Raw genomic sequence first — 14487 nt, 5'->3', positions numbered from 1 at the left:
AGCGGCACCCCGCACACGGTCATGAACCGCAGGTTGACCGCGCTCGCGCCGAGGCCCGTCGGCAGCAGGTGGTTGGCCGCGCCCGCCGCGAACTGCGTGGCCAGCAGCCGCCGCCGGGGCAGCCGCTCCACGACGGCGCCCTGCCGGGTGAAGGAGGCGGCCACCCACGTCAGACAGGTGGTGCCGACCGCGGCCGCGAGCCACGGCCACTGGGCGTGCCGCAGATGACCGAAGCCCTCGGCGAGCACGGAACGGTGCCGCACCGCCACGACGGTGACGAGCAGGAGCGGCACCAGGCACAGGATCTGGCGGAGTCGGCGGACGGGGAGACGCCGGAAGGCGCGTCCCTGGGGGAGTTCTACCGCGGTCACACCGGGAGAGGCTGTCCCCGCCGCGCCAACGGCGGGTTGCGGAACCGGGGCCGGGGGCTTGCGTACGGTCATCGAGTCCTTCGGTCCTGCGGTCGGGGTGCGGGCGTTGACCTCGACAACGCTTGAGGTTCTAAGTTCTCTCCCATGAGCATGGAGACCACAGCCTGGACACAGCTGCACAGTGTCATGAACGCCGAGCAGGAGCGCCGCCCGTTCGCCCGCGCGACGCTGCGCCGCATCGGCGCGTTCGCCCGCCCGCACCGTACCCGTATCGCCCGCTTCGTCGTGCTCGGGGTGGCGACCGCGCTGCTCGCCGTGGCCACGCCCGTGCTGGCCGGCAACGTCGTGGACGCGATCGTGTCGGGCGACGACGAGGGCAAGGTCGTCCGTCTGGCCCTGCTCATCGCTCTCATCGCGGTGGCCGAGGCCGCGCTCGGCATCCTCGCCAGGCGCCTGTCGGCCACGCTCGGGGAGGGACTCATCCTCGATCTGCGCACGGCGGTGTTCGATCATGTGCAGCGCATGCCGGTCGCGTTCTTCACACGCACTCGTACGGGAGCGCTCGTCTCCCGTCTCAACAACGACGTCATCGGCGCCCAGCGCGCCTTCAGCAACACCCTGTCGGGCGTGGTCAGCAACCTGGTCACCCTGCTGCTGACCCTCGTGGTGATGCTCACCCTGTCCTGGCAGATCACCCTGCTCGCGCTCGCGCTGCTCCCGGTGTTCGTGATCCCGGCCCGCCGCATGGGCAGCCGGATGGCCCGCATGCAGCGCGAGGCGGCCGCCCTCAACGCGGCCATGGGCACCCGGATGACCGAGCGCTTCTCCGCACCCGGCGCCACCCTGGTCAAGCTCTTCGGCCGCCCCGAGCAGGAGTCCGTGGAGTTCGCGGCCCGCGCCCGTCAGGTGGCCGACATCGGCGTCCGCACCGCCACCGCCCAGTCGGTGTTCATCACCGCCCTGACCCTGGTCTCCGCCCTCGCCCTCGCCCTGGTCTACGGCCTCGGCGGCTGGTTCGCCCTGCGCGGCAGCCTGGAACCCGGCGCCGTGGTCTCCCTCGCCCTGCTCCTGACCCGCATGTACGCCCCGCTCACCGCCCTGGCCGGCGCCCGGGTCGAGGTGATGAGCGCGCTGGTCAGCTTCGAGCGGGTCTTCGAGGTACTGGACCTGAAGCCGCTGATCGCGGAGAAACCGGATGCCCGTGAGGTCCCCGACGGACCGGTCGCCGTCGAGTTCGCCGACGTGCGCTTCGGCTACCCCTCCGCCGACAAGGTCTCCCTCGCCTCCCTGGAGGAGGTCGCCTCCCTCGACACCCGCGGCGGCGCCGAGGTCCTGCACGGCGTCTCCTTCCGCGCCGAACCCGGCCGGACGGTCGCGCTCGTCGGTTCGTCCGGCGCCGGCAAGTCGACCGTCGCGCAACTGCTGCCGCGGCTCTACGACGTCGACGAGGGCGCCGTCCGCGTCGGCGGCGTCGACGTCCGGGACCTCACCGCGGAATCCCTGCGGGCGACCCTCGGCATGGTCACCCAGGACGGCCACCTCTTCCACGACACCGTCCGCGCCAACCTGCTGCTGGCCCGCCCGGAGGCGACCGAGGACGAGCTGTGGGACGCCCTGCGCCGCGCCCGCCTCGACACCCTCGTGCGGTCCCTGCCCGACGGCCTGGACACCGTGGTCGGCGAGCGCGGCTACCGGCTCTCCGGCGGCGAACGCCAGCGCATGACCATCGCCCGGCTGCTCCTGGCCCGCCAGCGGGTCGTCATCCTCGACGAGGCCACCGCCCACCTGGACAACACCTCGGAGGCCGCCGTCCAGGAGGCGCTCACCGAGGCGCTGGAGGGCAGGACGGCGATCGTGATCGCCCACCGCCTGTCCACGATCCGCACGGCCGACCTGATCCTGGTGGTCGAGGACGGACGGATCATGGAGCGCGGCACGCACGAGCAACTGCTGGCGCTGGACGGCCGGTACGCGGAGCTCTACCGGACCCAGTTCAGCTCACCGGACGGCCAGGTGCCGGAGATCGCGGGAGCGGGCGAGGCCGTGGCCTAGCCGCACGGCCGCGACGGGCGCCCGGGTCAGGGAACCAGCCGGTCCTGGTGCCCCGCCCGCCACTCGGTCAGCAGGACGGTGGCGTCGTCCTCCAGCTTGCCTGCATGGTGGTCGAGGACCGCGTGCATCAGCCGGCGCAGGGTCTCGTGGAGCGTCTGACGGCTGGAGTGGTGGCGGACGATGAAGTCGGTGAACCGCTCCCGGCCGAAGCGCCGCCCCTCGCCGTCGCGGGCGTCGACGATCCCGTCCGTGTACAGCAGCAGCCGGTCGCCCGGCTCCATCTGGCGACGGCTGACGACGATGGGCAGTCCCAGGCAGGTGCCCATCGGCCCGGCCGGAGGGCAGGTCAGTTCGACGGTCCAGCGGTTGTCGCGGATGACGAGCGGCAGGTGGTGACCGCGGTTGATCCAGGTCAGATGTCCCGTGTCGAGGTCCAGGTCGGCCAGGATGCCGGTGACGTACCGGCTGGTGCCGAAGTGGGAGACGAGGACGCTCTCGACCGCCCGGCTGGTGTCGGCCAGCGAGGCCCCTTGCCGGCGGGCGTTGCGACAGGCGGCCACCGCCACGTTCGCGGTGATTCCCGCGGTGGTGTCGTGGCCCATCGCGTCGAACACGGACAGATGCAGGGTGTTGCCGCTGACGGCGTAGTCGAAGGCGTCGCCGCCCATCTCGTAGGCGGGCTCGCTCACGGCACCCACGGTCACGTCGTGGCCGGCGAAGGCGGGCGGCGGCATCAGCTTCCATTGCATCTCCGCCGCCACGTTCATGGGCGCCATGCGCACCAGCCGGGCGTAGGAGTCGCTGAAGGACCTCTTGCTGAGCAGGACCAGGGCCACGAGGGAGGCGAGGTCGCGCAGGTCCTGCCGTACGGCCCGGTCGTCGCCGTCCTCGGTGTCGGCCCGGAGCACCCCGACACGCTCGACGCCATCGGTCACCGGCACCCACCACCGCCGCCGCGACCGGCTGTCGCGCGGGGGCTCGGAGACGACCGTCACCCGCTGGTAGGCCCGTCCGGGCAGGGTGCCGTCGACGCGGAACGCCTCACCGCCCGCCGCAGCGTCGAGACCGCGGCCGGTGATCTGCCGCAGCAGTGTCTCGCGGATGTCGACGGCGTAGACGGCCACGTCGTACAGCCCGGCGGTGTCCGCGTGGCCGGCGACGAGAGCGGGCAGCTCCTCCAGCGTCACCATGTGCGCCGCCTGCATCAGCCGCCGCAGCATCTGACCGGTGTCACCGTTCTCCATGCCACCACCCCGGTCGCACGATGGGTCACCCCTCGCGTACCCGTGACCGGACATCTGACTCCTGAGCCGCGGCCGTCACTGCCGAAGCCACAGCCCAGGATGGTTGTGCCGGACCGGTGGGGCGGCCGGTCAGCCGTCCTTGCCCATGGCCTTGCGCACGGCGTCCCGCGTGCGGTCGACCACGGCGGCGATCGGCCCCAGGGCCATGTTCTTGGCCGCCGACTCGGTCCCCGGGTGCGGGTGGGTGGGGGCCACGGCCTCGGCCGCCTTCAGTGCGGTGGCCATGGAGGACAGACGGGCCTTGTCCGCGTGCCGGCGGATGTGGTTGAACTCGTACCGCTCCTCGGCGCGGGCGTGCTTCATCACGTCCAGGCGCAGCGTCATGAGCTCGGGCAGGAACTTGGGGTCGTCGGTGTCCATCCCGTCGAGCCGCGACAGGAACTCCTTGGCCTCCCGCTCCTCGGCCAGCCGCTCGTCCGCCACCTTCGCGCCGTCCGGCACGGAGGTGCGGGTGAAGGGACGGACGACCTCCTCCTCGGCCGTCTCGTGCACGGCGAGAAGCCGGACCAGGTTCCGGAACGCCGCCCGGCGTTCGTCCCCGGCCGTCCGCTCCACCTCGTCGAAGAGGTTGCGGATGTCACCGTGCTGACGCATCAGCAGGGCCACGACATCGGCGTCGCTCGCGGCGATCCCGGCCATGTCAGCTCCTTTCCCGGGAGGCGACGTCGGGGTGCTCGCCCTCCGTCTCGATGCGGTACTCGCGGCCGAACATCTCCCGGTGCTGGGCCATCACCCGCTCGCTGGGCGGCTCCTCGCCACCGTGGATCTGCTCCTGCATCTTCTCGAACCGCTCGTGGGCGTCCCGGACATAGCCGGTGCCCAGCGTCGTCAGATCCATCTGGGTGTCCAGCAGACCGCGCACGAACTGCTTGTTCTCCTCGAAGGTCAGCACGTTCGGCAGCTCCGGGGCGAGGATCTCCTGCGGCTCACGACCGTCGTGACGGCGCATCAGGTCGCAAGCGATCCGCAGGTGTTCGAGCTCCATGTTCAGGTGCAGCTCCCAGACCGCCTTCACCTTGGGGTCGGGCTCCTGCTCCATGAACGAGTGGTACAGGTAGCACTCGTTGTACTCGTGGGTGACGAGCTGCTCCCACCACGACTCGCCCGGGTCGACGAGGGACTCGTAGTGGGTGACGTGCTCCTCCTCGATCAGCCCGATCTCCTGGTAGAGCTGGCGGGCGATCGGCTCCATGTACTGGGGGCCGACGTTCATGTAGAAGTTCATGGTCTGCTGCTCGGCCGACATGATCGTCAGCGCGTGCAGCCGGGACAGCGGGTTGACCGTCGTACGGTCGTAGGGCTCGCGCACGTTGTCGGCCGGGTGCCGGTGGTGGAACTTGGTCGGCCGTCCCGGCATCACCTCCGTGAGCCCCTCGACGATCGACTCCGCCTTGCGGTGCTCGATCATTTCGTACAGGTTGGCGTACCGGTACAGATGGTCGAAGTCCTCCAGCACACCGAACTCGTACGCCTGCTTCAGGTACGGGTCGGGCTCGTGGCGGGCGATCCAGCCGGTGAGGTCGACCGCTACCTGCTCGTAGGAGATGGTCGTCTCCAGGACCGAGGCCAGGCCGGGCAGCAGCCAGTTGACGACCTTCTGCTGCTGTTGCTCGATGTAACGGACCTCCGCCAGTTGCCGTTTGACGTCCGGGTCGGGACAGTGGCGGGCGAACTGGTGGCTGAAGAGGATCGCCTCGACCTCGATGCCGTTCATCGCGATGATGCGGCACTTGGTGTACGGGTCGCCGTGGTCGGGGTCGACGGGCTCGACGTCGAGCTCACGCCAGTTGCGCAACTGGCGGTCCAGCGGGATGCCTTGATGTTCCAGTGGGTTGAAGCCCATGGGGGGTCTCCTCGGCTGTGGGCCGGAGTGGAGCCGCGCGGGTACCCGTGCCGGTGCGGTGTAACCAGGCGGTGCGGGACGGGAAGAAGCGGAATCGGCCAGATGCCGGAACGCCCGCTCCGCCTCCCGGGCAAGCGCCTGCGCGCCGACGGCCACCCTCCGTCCGCACCGGCGTGTACCGGCAGGTCACGGCGATGAGCTCGGCTCCGCCGCGGGTGTCGGCGCGGGGTCCGGCCGCATCGCGGGGAACAGCAGTTCCGTGGCGGCCCGCGCGTGCAGGGAGTCCAGCGTCTTGATCTGCCGTGCCGCCCGGCGCAGCAGTTCCTCCAGCCGGTCGGCGTCCAGCCGCGCGTCCTGCGCCGACGCGGCGAGCAGCCCGCGCCACAGCGAGGCCTTGCCCTGCGCCCCCAGCCGCAGCGCCTCCAGCTCGATCAGGAGGGCGAGTCCGGAGCGGCGCAGCAGGCGCCCGTTGGGCTTCAGCCGCGCCGCCTTCTCGCCCAGCCACGCCCCGTACGTCTTGTAGCGCCTGACGGGGACGTCGAGGTCCGCGAGGAGGCGTACCAGGGCCTGCCGGTCCTGGGAGATCTCCTTGCGCAGGTTCTCCAGGCTCTCGCCGTAGGCCGTGCCGTGGTGCTCCTGCGTCATACGGCGGGCGAGTTCGACGCCCGCCGTCGCGCCGGCCAGGTGGTCGTTGAGATAGATCACCAGGCGTTTCCGCCGTGTCGGACCGTCGATCGAGGTCCGTGTCGTCGTGTTCATGGTTCCCCTCCGGACGCTGGAGTCCTGTGTCGGCCTCCGAGTGCCCCGGCCGGGCCGGTCGACCACATGGTCCCGGAACCCCGGCGGGGACGACGGGCTCGGGCCCGCCCGGCGGCGGCGTACCAGCCCACCCCCATCAGCACGGCCAGCCCCGCTTCCACGAGGTCGCCGCCGTAGTACATCCACTGGGCGCCCTGATGCAGGTCGGCGGCGCTGAAAACGGTGCCGGGCGGGGGCCGGGAGTACAGCGTGCGGGCCAGCACCGCGTGCGCGGCCCCGGCGGCCAGTACGGCCGTACCGCGCACGGCGAGGCCCCGACGGCGGCGGACGGGATCGAGCCCGCCCACCGCGAAGGTGAACAGGAGTCCCGCCAGCACCATGTGCACCTGGACCGCGCCGTGCGCCCACGGCCGGTGCGCCGTCGCCGCGAACAGGTCGGTGCGGTACAGCAGCCACAGCCCGCCCACGTCCAGGACGGCCGCCAGGGGAGGGAAGAGCAGCAGACCCACGGCACGGGAGTGCGCGAGCGCCACCAGACGCCGCCGTACCCGGCCGGGGGCGAGGGCGCGCAGGGCGAGGGTGAGGGGGCGGGCGGCGACGAACAGCAGCGGGGCCGCCATGCCGACGACCAGGTGCCGCACCACATGCTGGGTGAAGGGGCCGCCCCACGGCTCGCCCAGCGTCGCCCAGGCCGTGGCTGCGCCTCCCGCCGCGAACGAGGCGTCCCTCGCCGGGGGCCAGGAGTCGCCGCGCCGCCGCAGCCGGCCCGCCGCCGCGAGATAGCCGGCGGTCGCCAGCAGCGCGGCCCCGGCGACGAGCAGCTCGGCCGGTCCCGGGGCGCCCGGATGCACGTGGGCGGGGTTCATCCCGGACGTTCGCCGTCACCGGGCCGCCGCCGCGCGGCGCGCACGGCGAGGCCCGTGCCGGCAAGCAGGAGAAGCAGTCCCGCGAGGTTCCACGCCACGTCGTACGGGGTCACGTCCACGCCGTAGCGGATCTGGTGCAGGCGCAGCAGCTTGTGGTCCACGACCCCGTCGAACAGCTGGAAGGCGCCCATGCCGAGGAGGAGGCCCGCCCAGGCGTGGGGTACCGCCAGGGCCCTCCGGCGGCGCAGGTCGGCGTAGAGGAAGAACCCGGCGCACAGGGCGAGCACTTCGGCGGTGTGCAGGAGTCCGTCCGAGAGCAGGCCGGCGCGGGTGGTGGCGCGGTCGTAGAAGTGGTGCCAGCCCAGGATCTGGTGGAAGACGATCTCGTCGACCGCCGCGGTGACCGCGGCTCCGATCAGCGCGCACACGGCCATCGACCGGCGTGCCTCGACGCGCGGGCCGGGAACGGTGTCCTGCCCGACCGATGCGGTCATGACTGCGTCCTCCTCAGCGGCGTTCACCCTCGTGTCCCTCGGCGTCGACGGCGTCGCGCCGACCGCTGTGCCGTTTCTGGTCGTACTCGGCGACTTCGGGGCGGTGTGCCTCGTGGGTCGTCGTGTCGGGGAGCGTGTAGCCGGCCTGCCGGAATCCAGTCCTGTCACTTTCCGCCGCGGCCCGCCCGGGAACCCCGGTAGGCGGCGTCGCGGGCCCGGGCCAGCGCGCTGACCGGGGAAAGGCCGTCGAGGCTGTGCCCGTAGACATCGAACCCCGGGCTGTCGTCCTCCCTCAGGGCCAGCGGTTCCCTCACCGTCAGGACGGCGAACGGACGCCAGGACCGCCCTTTGGTCTCCGCGCACAGGTCGAAGACGAGCGGTCCTGCCGCCAGGGCCTCCCGCAGACGTGCCGGATCGCCGTGCACCGGTGCCTGCCGGGAGAGGCGGGGAAAGGCGGCCAGGACGCCGCGGCTGTCGCCGACCCGGTAGGGGAGGAGGCTGGAGTAGGGACCGCCCAGGACGTCGGCCCGGGGCAGTGGGAGGTGCCGGGTGACCGGGTTGCGGCCGCAGCTCGTCAGCAGCAGGTCGAGAGGGCGGTCCGCGCCGCCGGCGTCCGCCACGCGTACCGCCAGACCCAGTCCGTCGGGCAGCCGCCGGGGCAGACCGGCGGCCCGGGAGAGCCTGACCCGGGCGGCGTACCGCCCGGGGCGGTCCAGCCAGGGCACCCCCCAGGGAGCGCCGCCGTCGGGGACGACATCCAGGCCGGCCGTGCACGTCAGGCCCTGCGGGTGGAGGGCGGGGGCCCGCCGGAGCCGGGCCAGTCGGCGGAAACCGGACTCCGTCAGGGCGGCGGGCCGTGCCTTCGGGCGCTGCCGCAGGTCGCCTCCGTCGTCACGCATCACGGACCGGACCAGCCGCTCTCCCACGCCGCGCGCTCCTCACCACGCTCGCCGTTCTCGTCCTCCGCGTTCTCTGCGTCCTCTGTGTTCTCTGAGTTCTCGCCCTCGGCCTGGGAAGGGGTCGTGCGGGGCACGTCCCGCTCCTCGTCCGGTGCGGCTTCCTGCCGTTCGCCCTCCGCCTGGGACGGGGTCTGCTCGCTCATCGTCGGCCTCCTGCGGGTGTCTGGTGTCCGGTGTCTGCGGTGGATGTGTGGGGCCGGGCGTGCCCTGGCGGCCCGTGGGGGAGAGAGGGTCCTCGGAGCGAGGTGGGCAGGCGGTGCTGCGCTTCGGTCGCGAGGGCTCTGGCGGCCCGCCGGAGCTCCTCGGCGGCGTCGAGGACGCGGCCCGGCGGCGGGAACGGCAGCCGGTTGGTCACCGCTTCCCGCTTCTTCCGCGTGCGGTGCCCCGGCCGGAGGCGGGCCGCAGCCAGGTGCTGATCCATCCGGTCTGCATCGCCGCGTCGAGGAGGTACGTCGGCCGGATCCGTCCTGTGGGCACGTAGACCAGATCGACGGCGAGCAGGGTCAGAGCGGTGCCCAGACCGATCCGGCGGGCCTGTTCCGGCCCGCGGGGATCCGAGGCCGCCGCGAGCTGGGCGAGACCCGCGGAGACCAGGAGCCCGCCGGTGGTGCGCTGGAGCCATACGTCGGTCTTCGGCCCGAAGACCCACTCGAAGCTGCGCAGGTGCACCAACGGCCAGAGACCGCCCACGACGTTGAAGGCCCCGTGCGCGACCGCGACGCCCTGTCCCGGCCTCCGTCTGCTCGTCCCGGTCATACGTCACCCTCTCGTCCGGACGGGCCGGGTACCCCCGGGCGGGCGTCCTCACTCCGGGGCCAGGGCCACCGTGGTCGTGACCCGGGTGAGCGAGGGCTTTCTCGGCACCGACCCGAACCCGAAGCGCACAGGCGGCGCGACGGGGGCCATGGCACCGAGGTCGTCGCCCCCGAAGGCCGCCGTCACCGAGTCGACGGGTCGCAGGTCCCGAGCGCCGTACCACTCCCGCCGGCCCCCTGCCGCACTGCCGCGGGTACGCACGCCGGGAAGCAGCACGCGGGCCGGGGGGGCCGTGAGCGCGCACCAGGCCGGCTGCCGTGCGAGCGGGCCGGGCACGGCCCGCAGCAGCAGACCCAGCCACTCGCGACGGCCCACGGTGAAACGCAGGTCGAGGGGGCCCGCCGCCACGCTCCAGGTTCCGTCGGTGACGCGTACCCCGACCGGGACGACCCGTACGGTGTCGAAGACATAGGTGTCACTGACGAAGTCCGCCGTCTCCCGCGTCGGGGCGAGCAACAGCCGCTCACCGTCGGGCCGTTCCAGCATCACGTCGCTGAACGGCCCGAACGGCGACCGCGGCCAGTGCCCGAGCACGACGCGGGTCCCGGAGGCCGTGCCCAGACCGGCGATCCAGCCGTCGAAACGCAGGTGCCCGCTCATGCGACCACGGGCCGTGAGGGCCCGAGCCGGACGTGTCCGACCCCGGGGGAGTAGTGCACGACGGGTGCGCCGAGCGGGACGGGCAGACCCACCGCGGCGGTCAGCGTCTCCTCCAGCACGTCGACGGCCGCACCGGCCAGCGGCCACGGCTCGTGCTCGACGGGCGTCTCGAGGACAACCCCGAGCCGACGGGTGTACGCCCGCCAGCGGGAGGTCAGCCACACATCGCGCTCCGTCGGCTGCACGGGCGCGCCCGGCCGTACGACGAGCCGGTAGGCCACCCCGCCGGCCCCCCGCGAGCCGGTGTACGACACGGTGTCGCCGTCCGTGGCGACGCGCAGGTGTCCCAGCGTGTACGGCGCCCCGACCGCGCGGGCGGCCAGCATCAGCGGGCAGGACACCTGGATGGACAGGAACCAGATCCCGTCCCGGCCGTTCTCGCGTCGCACGTAGGTCCGCAGGTTGGTCTCCGCGAACGACGGGAGTCCGGGCACGGCGGCGGGGACGCCTGCGGGGCGCACGTCCGCCATCACGAACGGCGTGAGCCCCACCCACGCCACGCCGTCGTACTCGTCCACGGCCAGCCCCCGGGGCAGAAGGGCCTGCACCGCCTCCGGCGGGAACGGCCAGTGGACGAAGGTCTGCCGCAGCCACCGGGCCCGCAGGGCCGGCACCCGCACTCGCTGTTCGGCTCCGTAGGCCACCACGAGCGCCGGGTCCCCGCCCCGGGACGGCGAAAACGCACAGGCTGCAGGGCGGTACGGCCCGGGCCGCGTTTCCGGCCTTGGGGGACGGGCACTCGCGGCGCCATGAATCAGAGTCGTCCGCCGATCGCCGACAGCTCGCTCGCCCTCCTCGCCAGGGGCTACTCCTGGCTGCCCGACCGCCGGTGCCGCACCGCCGCCCCGCTCGTGCGCACCCGGCTGATGGGACAGCACGCCGTAGCCCTGCACGGCCCGGAGGCGGTGCGGTTCTTCTACGACGAACGGCATGTGGAACGCGGAACGGCGCTTCCCGGTCCGGTCCTCAGCACCCTGTTCGGCCACGGCGCCGTGCACACCCTGGACGGACAGGCCCACCGGGTGCGCAAGGAGATGTTCCTGTCCCTGCTGACCGGGCCCGAGGCGGTCGCCGGACTGGTCGACCGCGTGACCGAGGTCTGGGACGAGGCGGTGCGATCGTGGCCCGAGCGCCCGGTCGTCCTGTTCGACGAGGCGAGCCGGGTCCTCACCCGGGGCGTCTGCGAGTGGGCCGGCGTCCCCCTGGACGACGCGGACTCCACGGCCGCCCGGGACATGGTCGCGATGGTCGACGGCTTCGCCACGCCGGGACCGCGCCACTGGCGGGCGCGCCGGGCGAGGGCGCGCAGTGAGGCCTGGCTGGCAGGCCTGGTCGAGGAGGTGCGCGCGGGTGACGCCACGGCGCCCGCCGGGACGGCGCTGGAGGCGGTCGTCCGGCACCGGGACGCCGACGGCCGGCCCCTGGACCCGCACACCGCCGCGGTCGAACTGCTCAACGTCATCCGTCCCACCGTCGCCGTCTGCTGGTTCGTCTCCTACGCCGGTCACGCACTGCGCACCCCCGGCGTCAGGGAACGGCTGCGCGAGGACGACCCCGCCTACGCCGTGGCGTTCGCCCATGAGCTGCGGCGCTTCTACCCCTTCGCGCCCTTCCTCGGCGGCCGGGCGGTGGCCGATCTGGAATGGCGGGGCGAGAAGATCCCGTCCGGCACCCTGGTCCTGCTCGACCTCTACGGGCAGAACCACGATCCCGACCTCTGGGACGCGCCGTACGCCTTCGCCCCGCAGCGCTTCGTGGGGCGGCCGCCGCGGCCCGACGAACTCGTTCCGCAAGGCGGCGCGGACCGGGCCACCGGCCACCGCTGCCCCGGCGAGGACGTCACCGTCGCGCTGCTCGCCGCCCTCGGCCCGCGGCTGGCCCGACTGGAGTACGACGTGCCCGAACAGGACCTGCGGATCCCACTGAACCGCATGCCGGCGCGGGTGCGCAGCGGCTTCGTCCTCCACACCGTCCGCACCCCGGTCCCGGCGCTCCACTGAGAGCCACCCACCCGGCCCTGCGCACACTGCCCGCCCGGCGCCTCACCGGGCGGGCAGCGCGCGTGCAGACACGAGCGCCGCACCCGCCCACCGGCGGACGGGACCCCTCTTTCGCTGACGGTCAGGCGGGCGCCGCACCGCGGGTCAACCTGCGCCCGGCGGTCACGGCGGCTCCGGCCAGTGCCGCGGCGACAGCAGTCCTGCGCACGGCGGTGCGCCGCCGTCCGTGCCAGCCGCCGTGCACCGCACCTTCCCCCGGCGCCGGTACGTGCAGCGCGCCGTGGGTGGCGGGGGCCGCCTCGCCGTGATCGAGATGGCCCTTCTCCGTCTGCCGTGCCATGGCCCGCTCCGCGAACCCGGGCATGATCCGGGACTGGCGGACCAGAGCACGGCCGGCCGGACCGACCACCACCTCGCGGCGGAGACGGCCTACGAGGGCGACGATCTCCCGGGCGACGCGTTCCGGGGTGTAGACCGGGGGCATGGCGACGACCTTGCGCCCGGTGTAGTTGGCCGCCTGCTGGAAGTGCGGGGTGTCGATGGTCGCGGGCATCACCGTGCACACGTGGACACCCTTGACGCCCTCCACCCTCAGCTGCTGCCGCAGACTCGAACCCAGCCCGCGGACGGCGTGCTTGGACATGCCGTACGGGTGGCTGTACGGCTGGGCCACGGCACCCACGATGGAGGAGACGTTGACCAGAGTGCCCGTCCCCTGCGCCCGCATCACCGGCAGAGCGGCCCGGGCCCCGTGCACGTACCCCATCACGTTGACGTCCAGGACCTTGCGGAAGTCCTCCAGCGGCACGTCCTCGAAGCGGCCGAAGGCGTTGACCGCCGCGTTGTTCACCCAGACGTCGATCCGGCCGAACTCCGCCACCGCCCGCCGTGCGAGTTGCTCGACCGCCCCGGCGTCCGTCGTGTCCGTCGGCACGACCAGCGTCCGTGCCCCACGGTGCCTCCCGCACTCCCGGGCCGCCGCCTCGAGCGCCTCCTCACGGCGCGCGGCCAGCACCACGGCGCAGCCCTTGCGGGCAAAGGCCTCGGCCGTGGCCCGTCCGATGCCGCTGGACGCTCCGGTCACCACCACCACGTGGTCGCGCAGTCCCATGCAGACCTCCTCAGGTTCGCCGAGCCGGGCACCCCGTGCCCGCCTCCGTGGCGGACGGGTACCCGGCTGACACGGATCCCCCCAGCTCTGCCTCCCCCCGACACGATGCCCCCGTGATCGGCCCGTGTGAGTCCTGGAACACCCTGCGGCGGCAGGAGTCGAATCGTTGTAGTCTCCGGTTCGCCCTTGACCTGCACCGAGCGGGCAGGGAGCAGACGAATCGGGAGTTTGTCCATGTTCCGTACCATGTTCAAGTCCAAGATCCACCGCGCCACCGTCACCCAGGCCGACCTGCACTACGTGGGATCGGTGACCATCGACGCGGATCTCCTCGACGCCGCCGACCTGCTGCCCGGTGAGCTCGTCCACATCGTCGACATCACCAACGGCGCCCGGCTGGAGACCTACGTCATCGAAGGGGAGCGCGGTTCCGGGGTGGTCGGCATCAACGGTGCCGCCGCCCATCTCGTCCACCCCGGCGATCTGGTGATCATCATCAGTTACGCTCAAGTGACCGACGCCGAGGCACGGGCACTGGTACCCCGGGTCGTGCACGTGGACCGCGACAACCGCATCCTCGCCCTGGGGGCCGATCCGTCGGAACCCGTGCCGGGTTCGGACCAGGAGCGCAGCCCGCGTTCGGTGCCGGCCTGACCCTGCTCGACGACCTTCGGACCAGGAGCACGCCCATGAGCGACATCGAGATCCGCGACGACCGGCCGGCCGGAATGCTGGAGGCCCTCGGATCCGGGGGCGACGAAGTCGTCGGCCACATCCAGTACTTCGTCCTCGAAGCCCCCGAGCGCGCCCTGGTCCCGGTCCACACCATCGTGGACCCGGCCCACGAGGGTCAGGGCATCGCGGGTTCCCTGGCCCGCGAGCTCTACGGCATCGCGGCCCGCGAGGGCGTCTCCGTCGCCCCTCTCTGCCCGTACGTCGTCAAGTGGGCCGAACGCCACCCCGAGGAGGCCCCCGCGGCGTCCCCGGAACTGCTCCGGGCGGCGAAGCAGTGGCTGACGGCCCACCCCGAGGGCTTCTGAACGGACGCCGCACCGGATCGCCTCGGCCCGCCCCGCCCACCTCGGCGGGGCGGGCCTTTGCCATGCCCCACGCGATCCCCCTCGTCATGCGAGTCGTCACGCGAGTGGGTGACTGGCGGGAGGGGCGCCGGGTACGCGGGGCAGTAGTCCAGAGCCGATGCCGACCGACTGGCTGGAGGACCTGATGACCGATCCGTACCCCGACCCCGTCC

At 72.9% G+C, this 14487-nt stretch carries 16 protein-coding genes and 1 pseudogene; 4 read left to right on the top strand and 13 right to left on the bottom strand.

Going from position 1 to position 14487, the window contains the following annotated elements; all coding sequences use genetic code 11:
• Nucleotides 1-371 (bottom strand): annotated as a pseudogene (locus AOJ26_RS02280) (TIGR00374 family protein); the annotation flags it as partial.
• Nucleotides 372-515: 144 nt separating this feature from the next.
• Between AOJ26_RS02280 and AOJ26_RS02275 the strand changes: the two are divergent.
• The gene (locus AOJ26_RS02275; protein WP_053846448.1) at nt 516-2423 is read left to right on the top strand and encodes an ABC transporter ATP-binding protein; all 1908 of its coding nucleotides are present in this window, start codon (nt 516-518) and stop codon (nt 2421-2423) included.
• A gap of 26 nt (nt 2424-2449) precedes the next feature.
• On the opposite strand, the gene AOJ26_RS02270 is transcribed toward AOJ26_RS02275, so the two are convergent.
• From AOJ26_RS02270 to AOJ26_RS02220, 11 genes are all read right to left on the bottom strand, one after another.
• Complete coding sequence (locus tag AOJ26_RS02270) at nt 2450-3667, bottom strand: PP2C family protein-serine/threonine phosphatase (protein WP_234358409.1); 1218 nt, start codon at nt 3665-3667, stop codon at nt 2450-2452.
• A gap of 129 nt (nt 3668-3796) precedes the next feature.
• Nucleotides 3797-4366 (bottom strand): hemerythrin domain-containing protein, encoded by a 570-nt coding sequence (locus AOJ26_RS02265; RefSeq protein WP_053846447.1) that lies wholly within the window; start codon nt 4364-4366, stop codon nt 3797-3799.
• Nucleotide 4367: 1 nt separating this feature from the next.
• A complete protein-coding gene (locus AOJ26_RS02260; protein ID WP_053846446.1) occupies nt 4368-5570 on the bottom strand; it encodes a hypothetical protein in 1203 nt (400 codons plus the stop codon).
• Between the two features lie 186 nt (nt 5571-5756).
• On the bottom strand, nt 5757-6329 hold the full coding sequence (locus AOJ26_RS02255) for a hypothetical protein (protein WP_053846445.1): 573 nt from the start codon (nt 6327-6329) through the stop codon (nt 5757-5759).
• Nucleotides 6326-7195 (bottom strand): cytochrome c oxidase assembly protein, encoded by an 870-nt coding sequence (locus AOJ26_RS02250; protein WP_053846444.1) that lies wholly within the window; start codon nt 7193-7195, stop codon nt 6326-6328. Before AOJ26_RS02250 ends, AOJ26_RS02255 begins: the two co-directional genes overlap by 4 nt.
• Nucleotides 7192-7689 (bottom strand): DUF2243 domain-containing protein, encoded by a 498-nt coding sequence (locus AOJ26_RS02245; RefSeq protein ID WP_053846443.1) that lies wholly within the window; start codon nt 7687-7689, stop codon nt 7192-7194. The genes AOJ26_RS02250 and AOJ26_RS02245 overlap by 4 nt, the downstream gene beginning before the upstream one ends.
• A 164-nt stretch (nt 7690-7853) precedes the next feature.
• Nucleotides 7854-8615: a phosphodiesterase gene (locus AOJ26_RS02240; RefSeq protein WP_234358408.1), complete on the bottom strand. Its 762-nt coding sequence runs from the start codon at nt 8613-8615 to the stop codon at nt 7854-7856.
• A complete protein-coding gene (locus AOJ26_RS02235; RefSeq protein WP_053846442.1) occupies nt 8588-8791 on the bottom strand; it encodes a hypothetical protein in 204 nt (67 codons plus the stop codon). The genes AOJ26_RS02240 and AOJ26_RS02235 overlap by 28 nt, the downstream gene beginning before the upstream one ends.
• 208 nt (nt 8792-8999) lie before the next feature.
• The gene (locus AOJ26_RS02230; RefSeq protein ID WP_053846441.1) at nt 9000-9404 is read right to left on the bottom strand and encodes a hypothetical protein; all 405 of its coding nucleotides are present in this window, start codon (nt 9402-9404) and stop codon (nt 9000-9002) included.
• 48 nt (nt 9405-9452) lie between these two features.
• Nucleotides 9453-10064, bottom strand: coding sequence for a hypothetical protein (locus tag AOJ26_RS02225; protein WP_053846440.1), 612 nt, complete (start codon nt 10062-10064; stop codon nt 9453-9455).
• A complete protein-coding gene (locus AOJ26_RS02220; RefSeq protein ID WP_053846439.1) occupies nt 10061-10771 on the bottom strand; it encodes a YqjF family protein in 711 nt (236 codons plus the stop codon). Before AOJ26_RS02220 ends, AOJ26_RS02225 begins: the two co-directional genes overlap by 4 nt.
• Before the next feature lie 102 nt (nt 10772-10873).
• On the opposite strand from AOJ26_RS02220, the gene AOJ26_RS02215 reads away from it, so the two are divergent.
• Nucleotides 10874-12124 carry a cytochrome P450 gene (locus AOJ26_RS02215; protein WP_078959708.1) on the top strand — a complete coding sequence of 417 codons (1251 nt, stop codon included), beginning with the start codon at nt 10874-10876 and terminating at the stop codon, nt 12122-12124.
• A gap of 121 nt (nt 12125-12245) precedes the next feature.
• Here AOJ26_RS02215 and AOJ26_RS02210 read toward each other — a convergent pair whose 3' ends face one another.
• Nucleotides 12246-13235: an SDR family oxidoreductase gene (locus AOJ26_RS02210; RefSeq protein WP_053846438.1), complete on the bottom strand. Its 990-nt coding sequence runs from the start codon at nt 13233-13235 to the stop codon at nt 12246-12248.
• Nucleotides 13236-13469: 234 nt separating this feature from the next.
• On the opposite strand from AOJ26_RS02210, the gene panD reads away from it, so the two are divergent.
• Together panD and AOJ26_RS02200 are read left to right on the top strand one after the other, a co-directional pair.
• The gene (panD, locus tag AOJ26_RS02205; RefSeq protein WP_053846437.1) at nt 13470-13889 is read left to right on the top strand and encodes an aspartate 1-decarboxylase; all 420 of its coding nucleotides are present in this window, start codon (nt 13470-13472) and stop codon (nt 13887-13889) included.
• Between the two features lie 35 nt (nt 13890-13924).
• Nucleotides 13925-14275 (top strand): GNAT family N-acetyltransferase, encoded by a 351-nt coding sequence (locus AOJ26_RS02200; protein WP_053846436.1) that lies wholly within the window; start codon nt 13925-13927, stop codon nt 14273-14275.
• Nucleotides 14276-14487: the final 212 nt, after the last annotated feature.

The sequence above is a fragment of the Streptomyces sp. NRRL B-24085 genome, from assembly GCF_001282115.1.
Taxonomy (GTDB): Bacteria; Actinomycetota; Actinomycetes; order Streptomycetales; family Streptomycetaceae; genus Streptomyces.
Note: the sequence above shows the minus strand (reverse complement) of the source record. Positions and strands in the feature narration are given on the sequence as shown.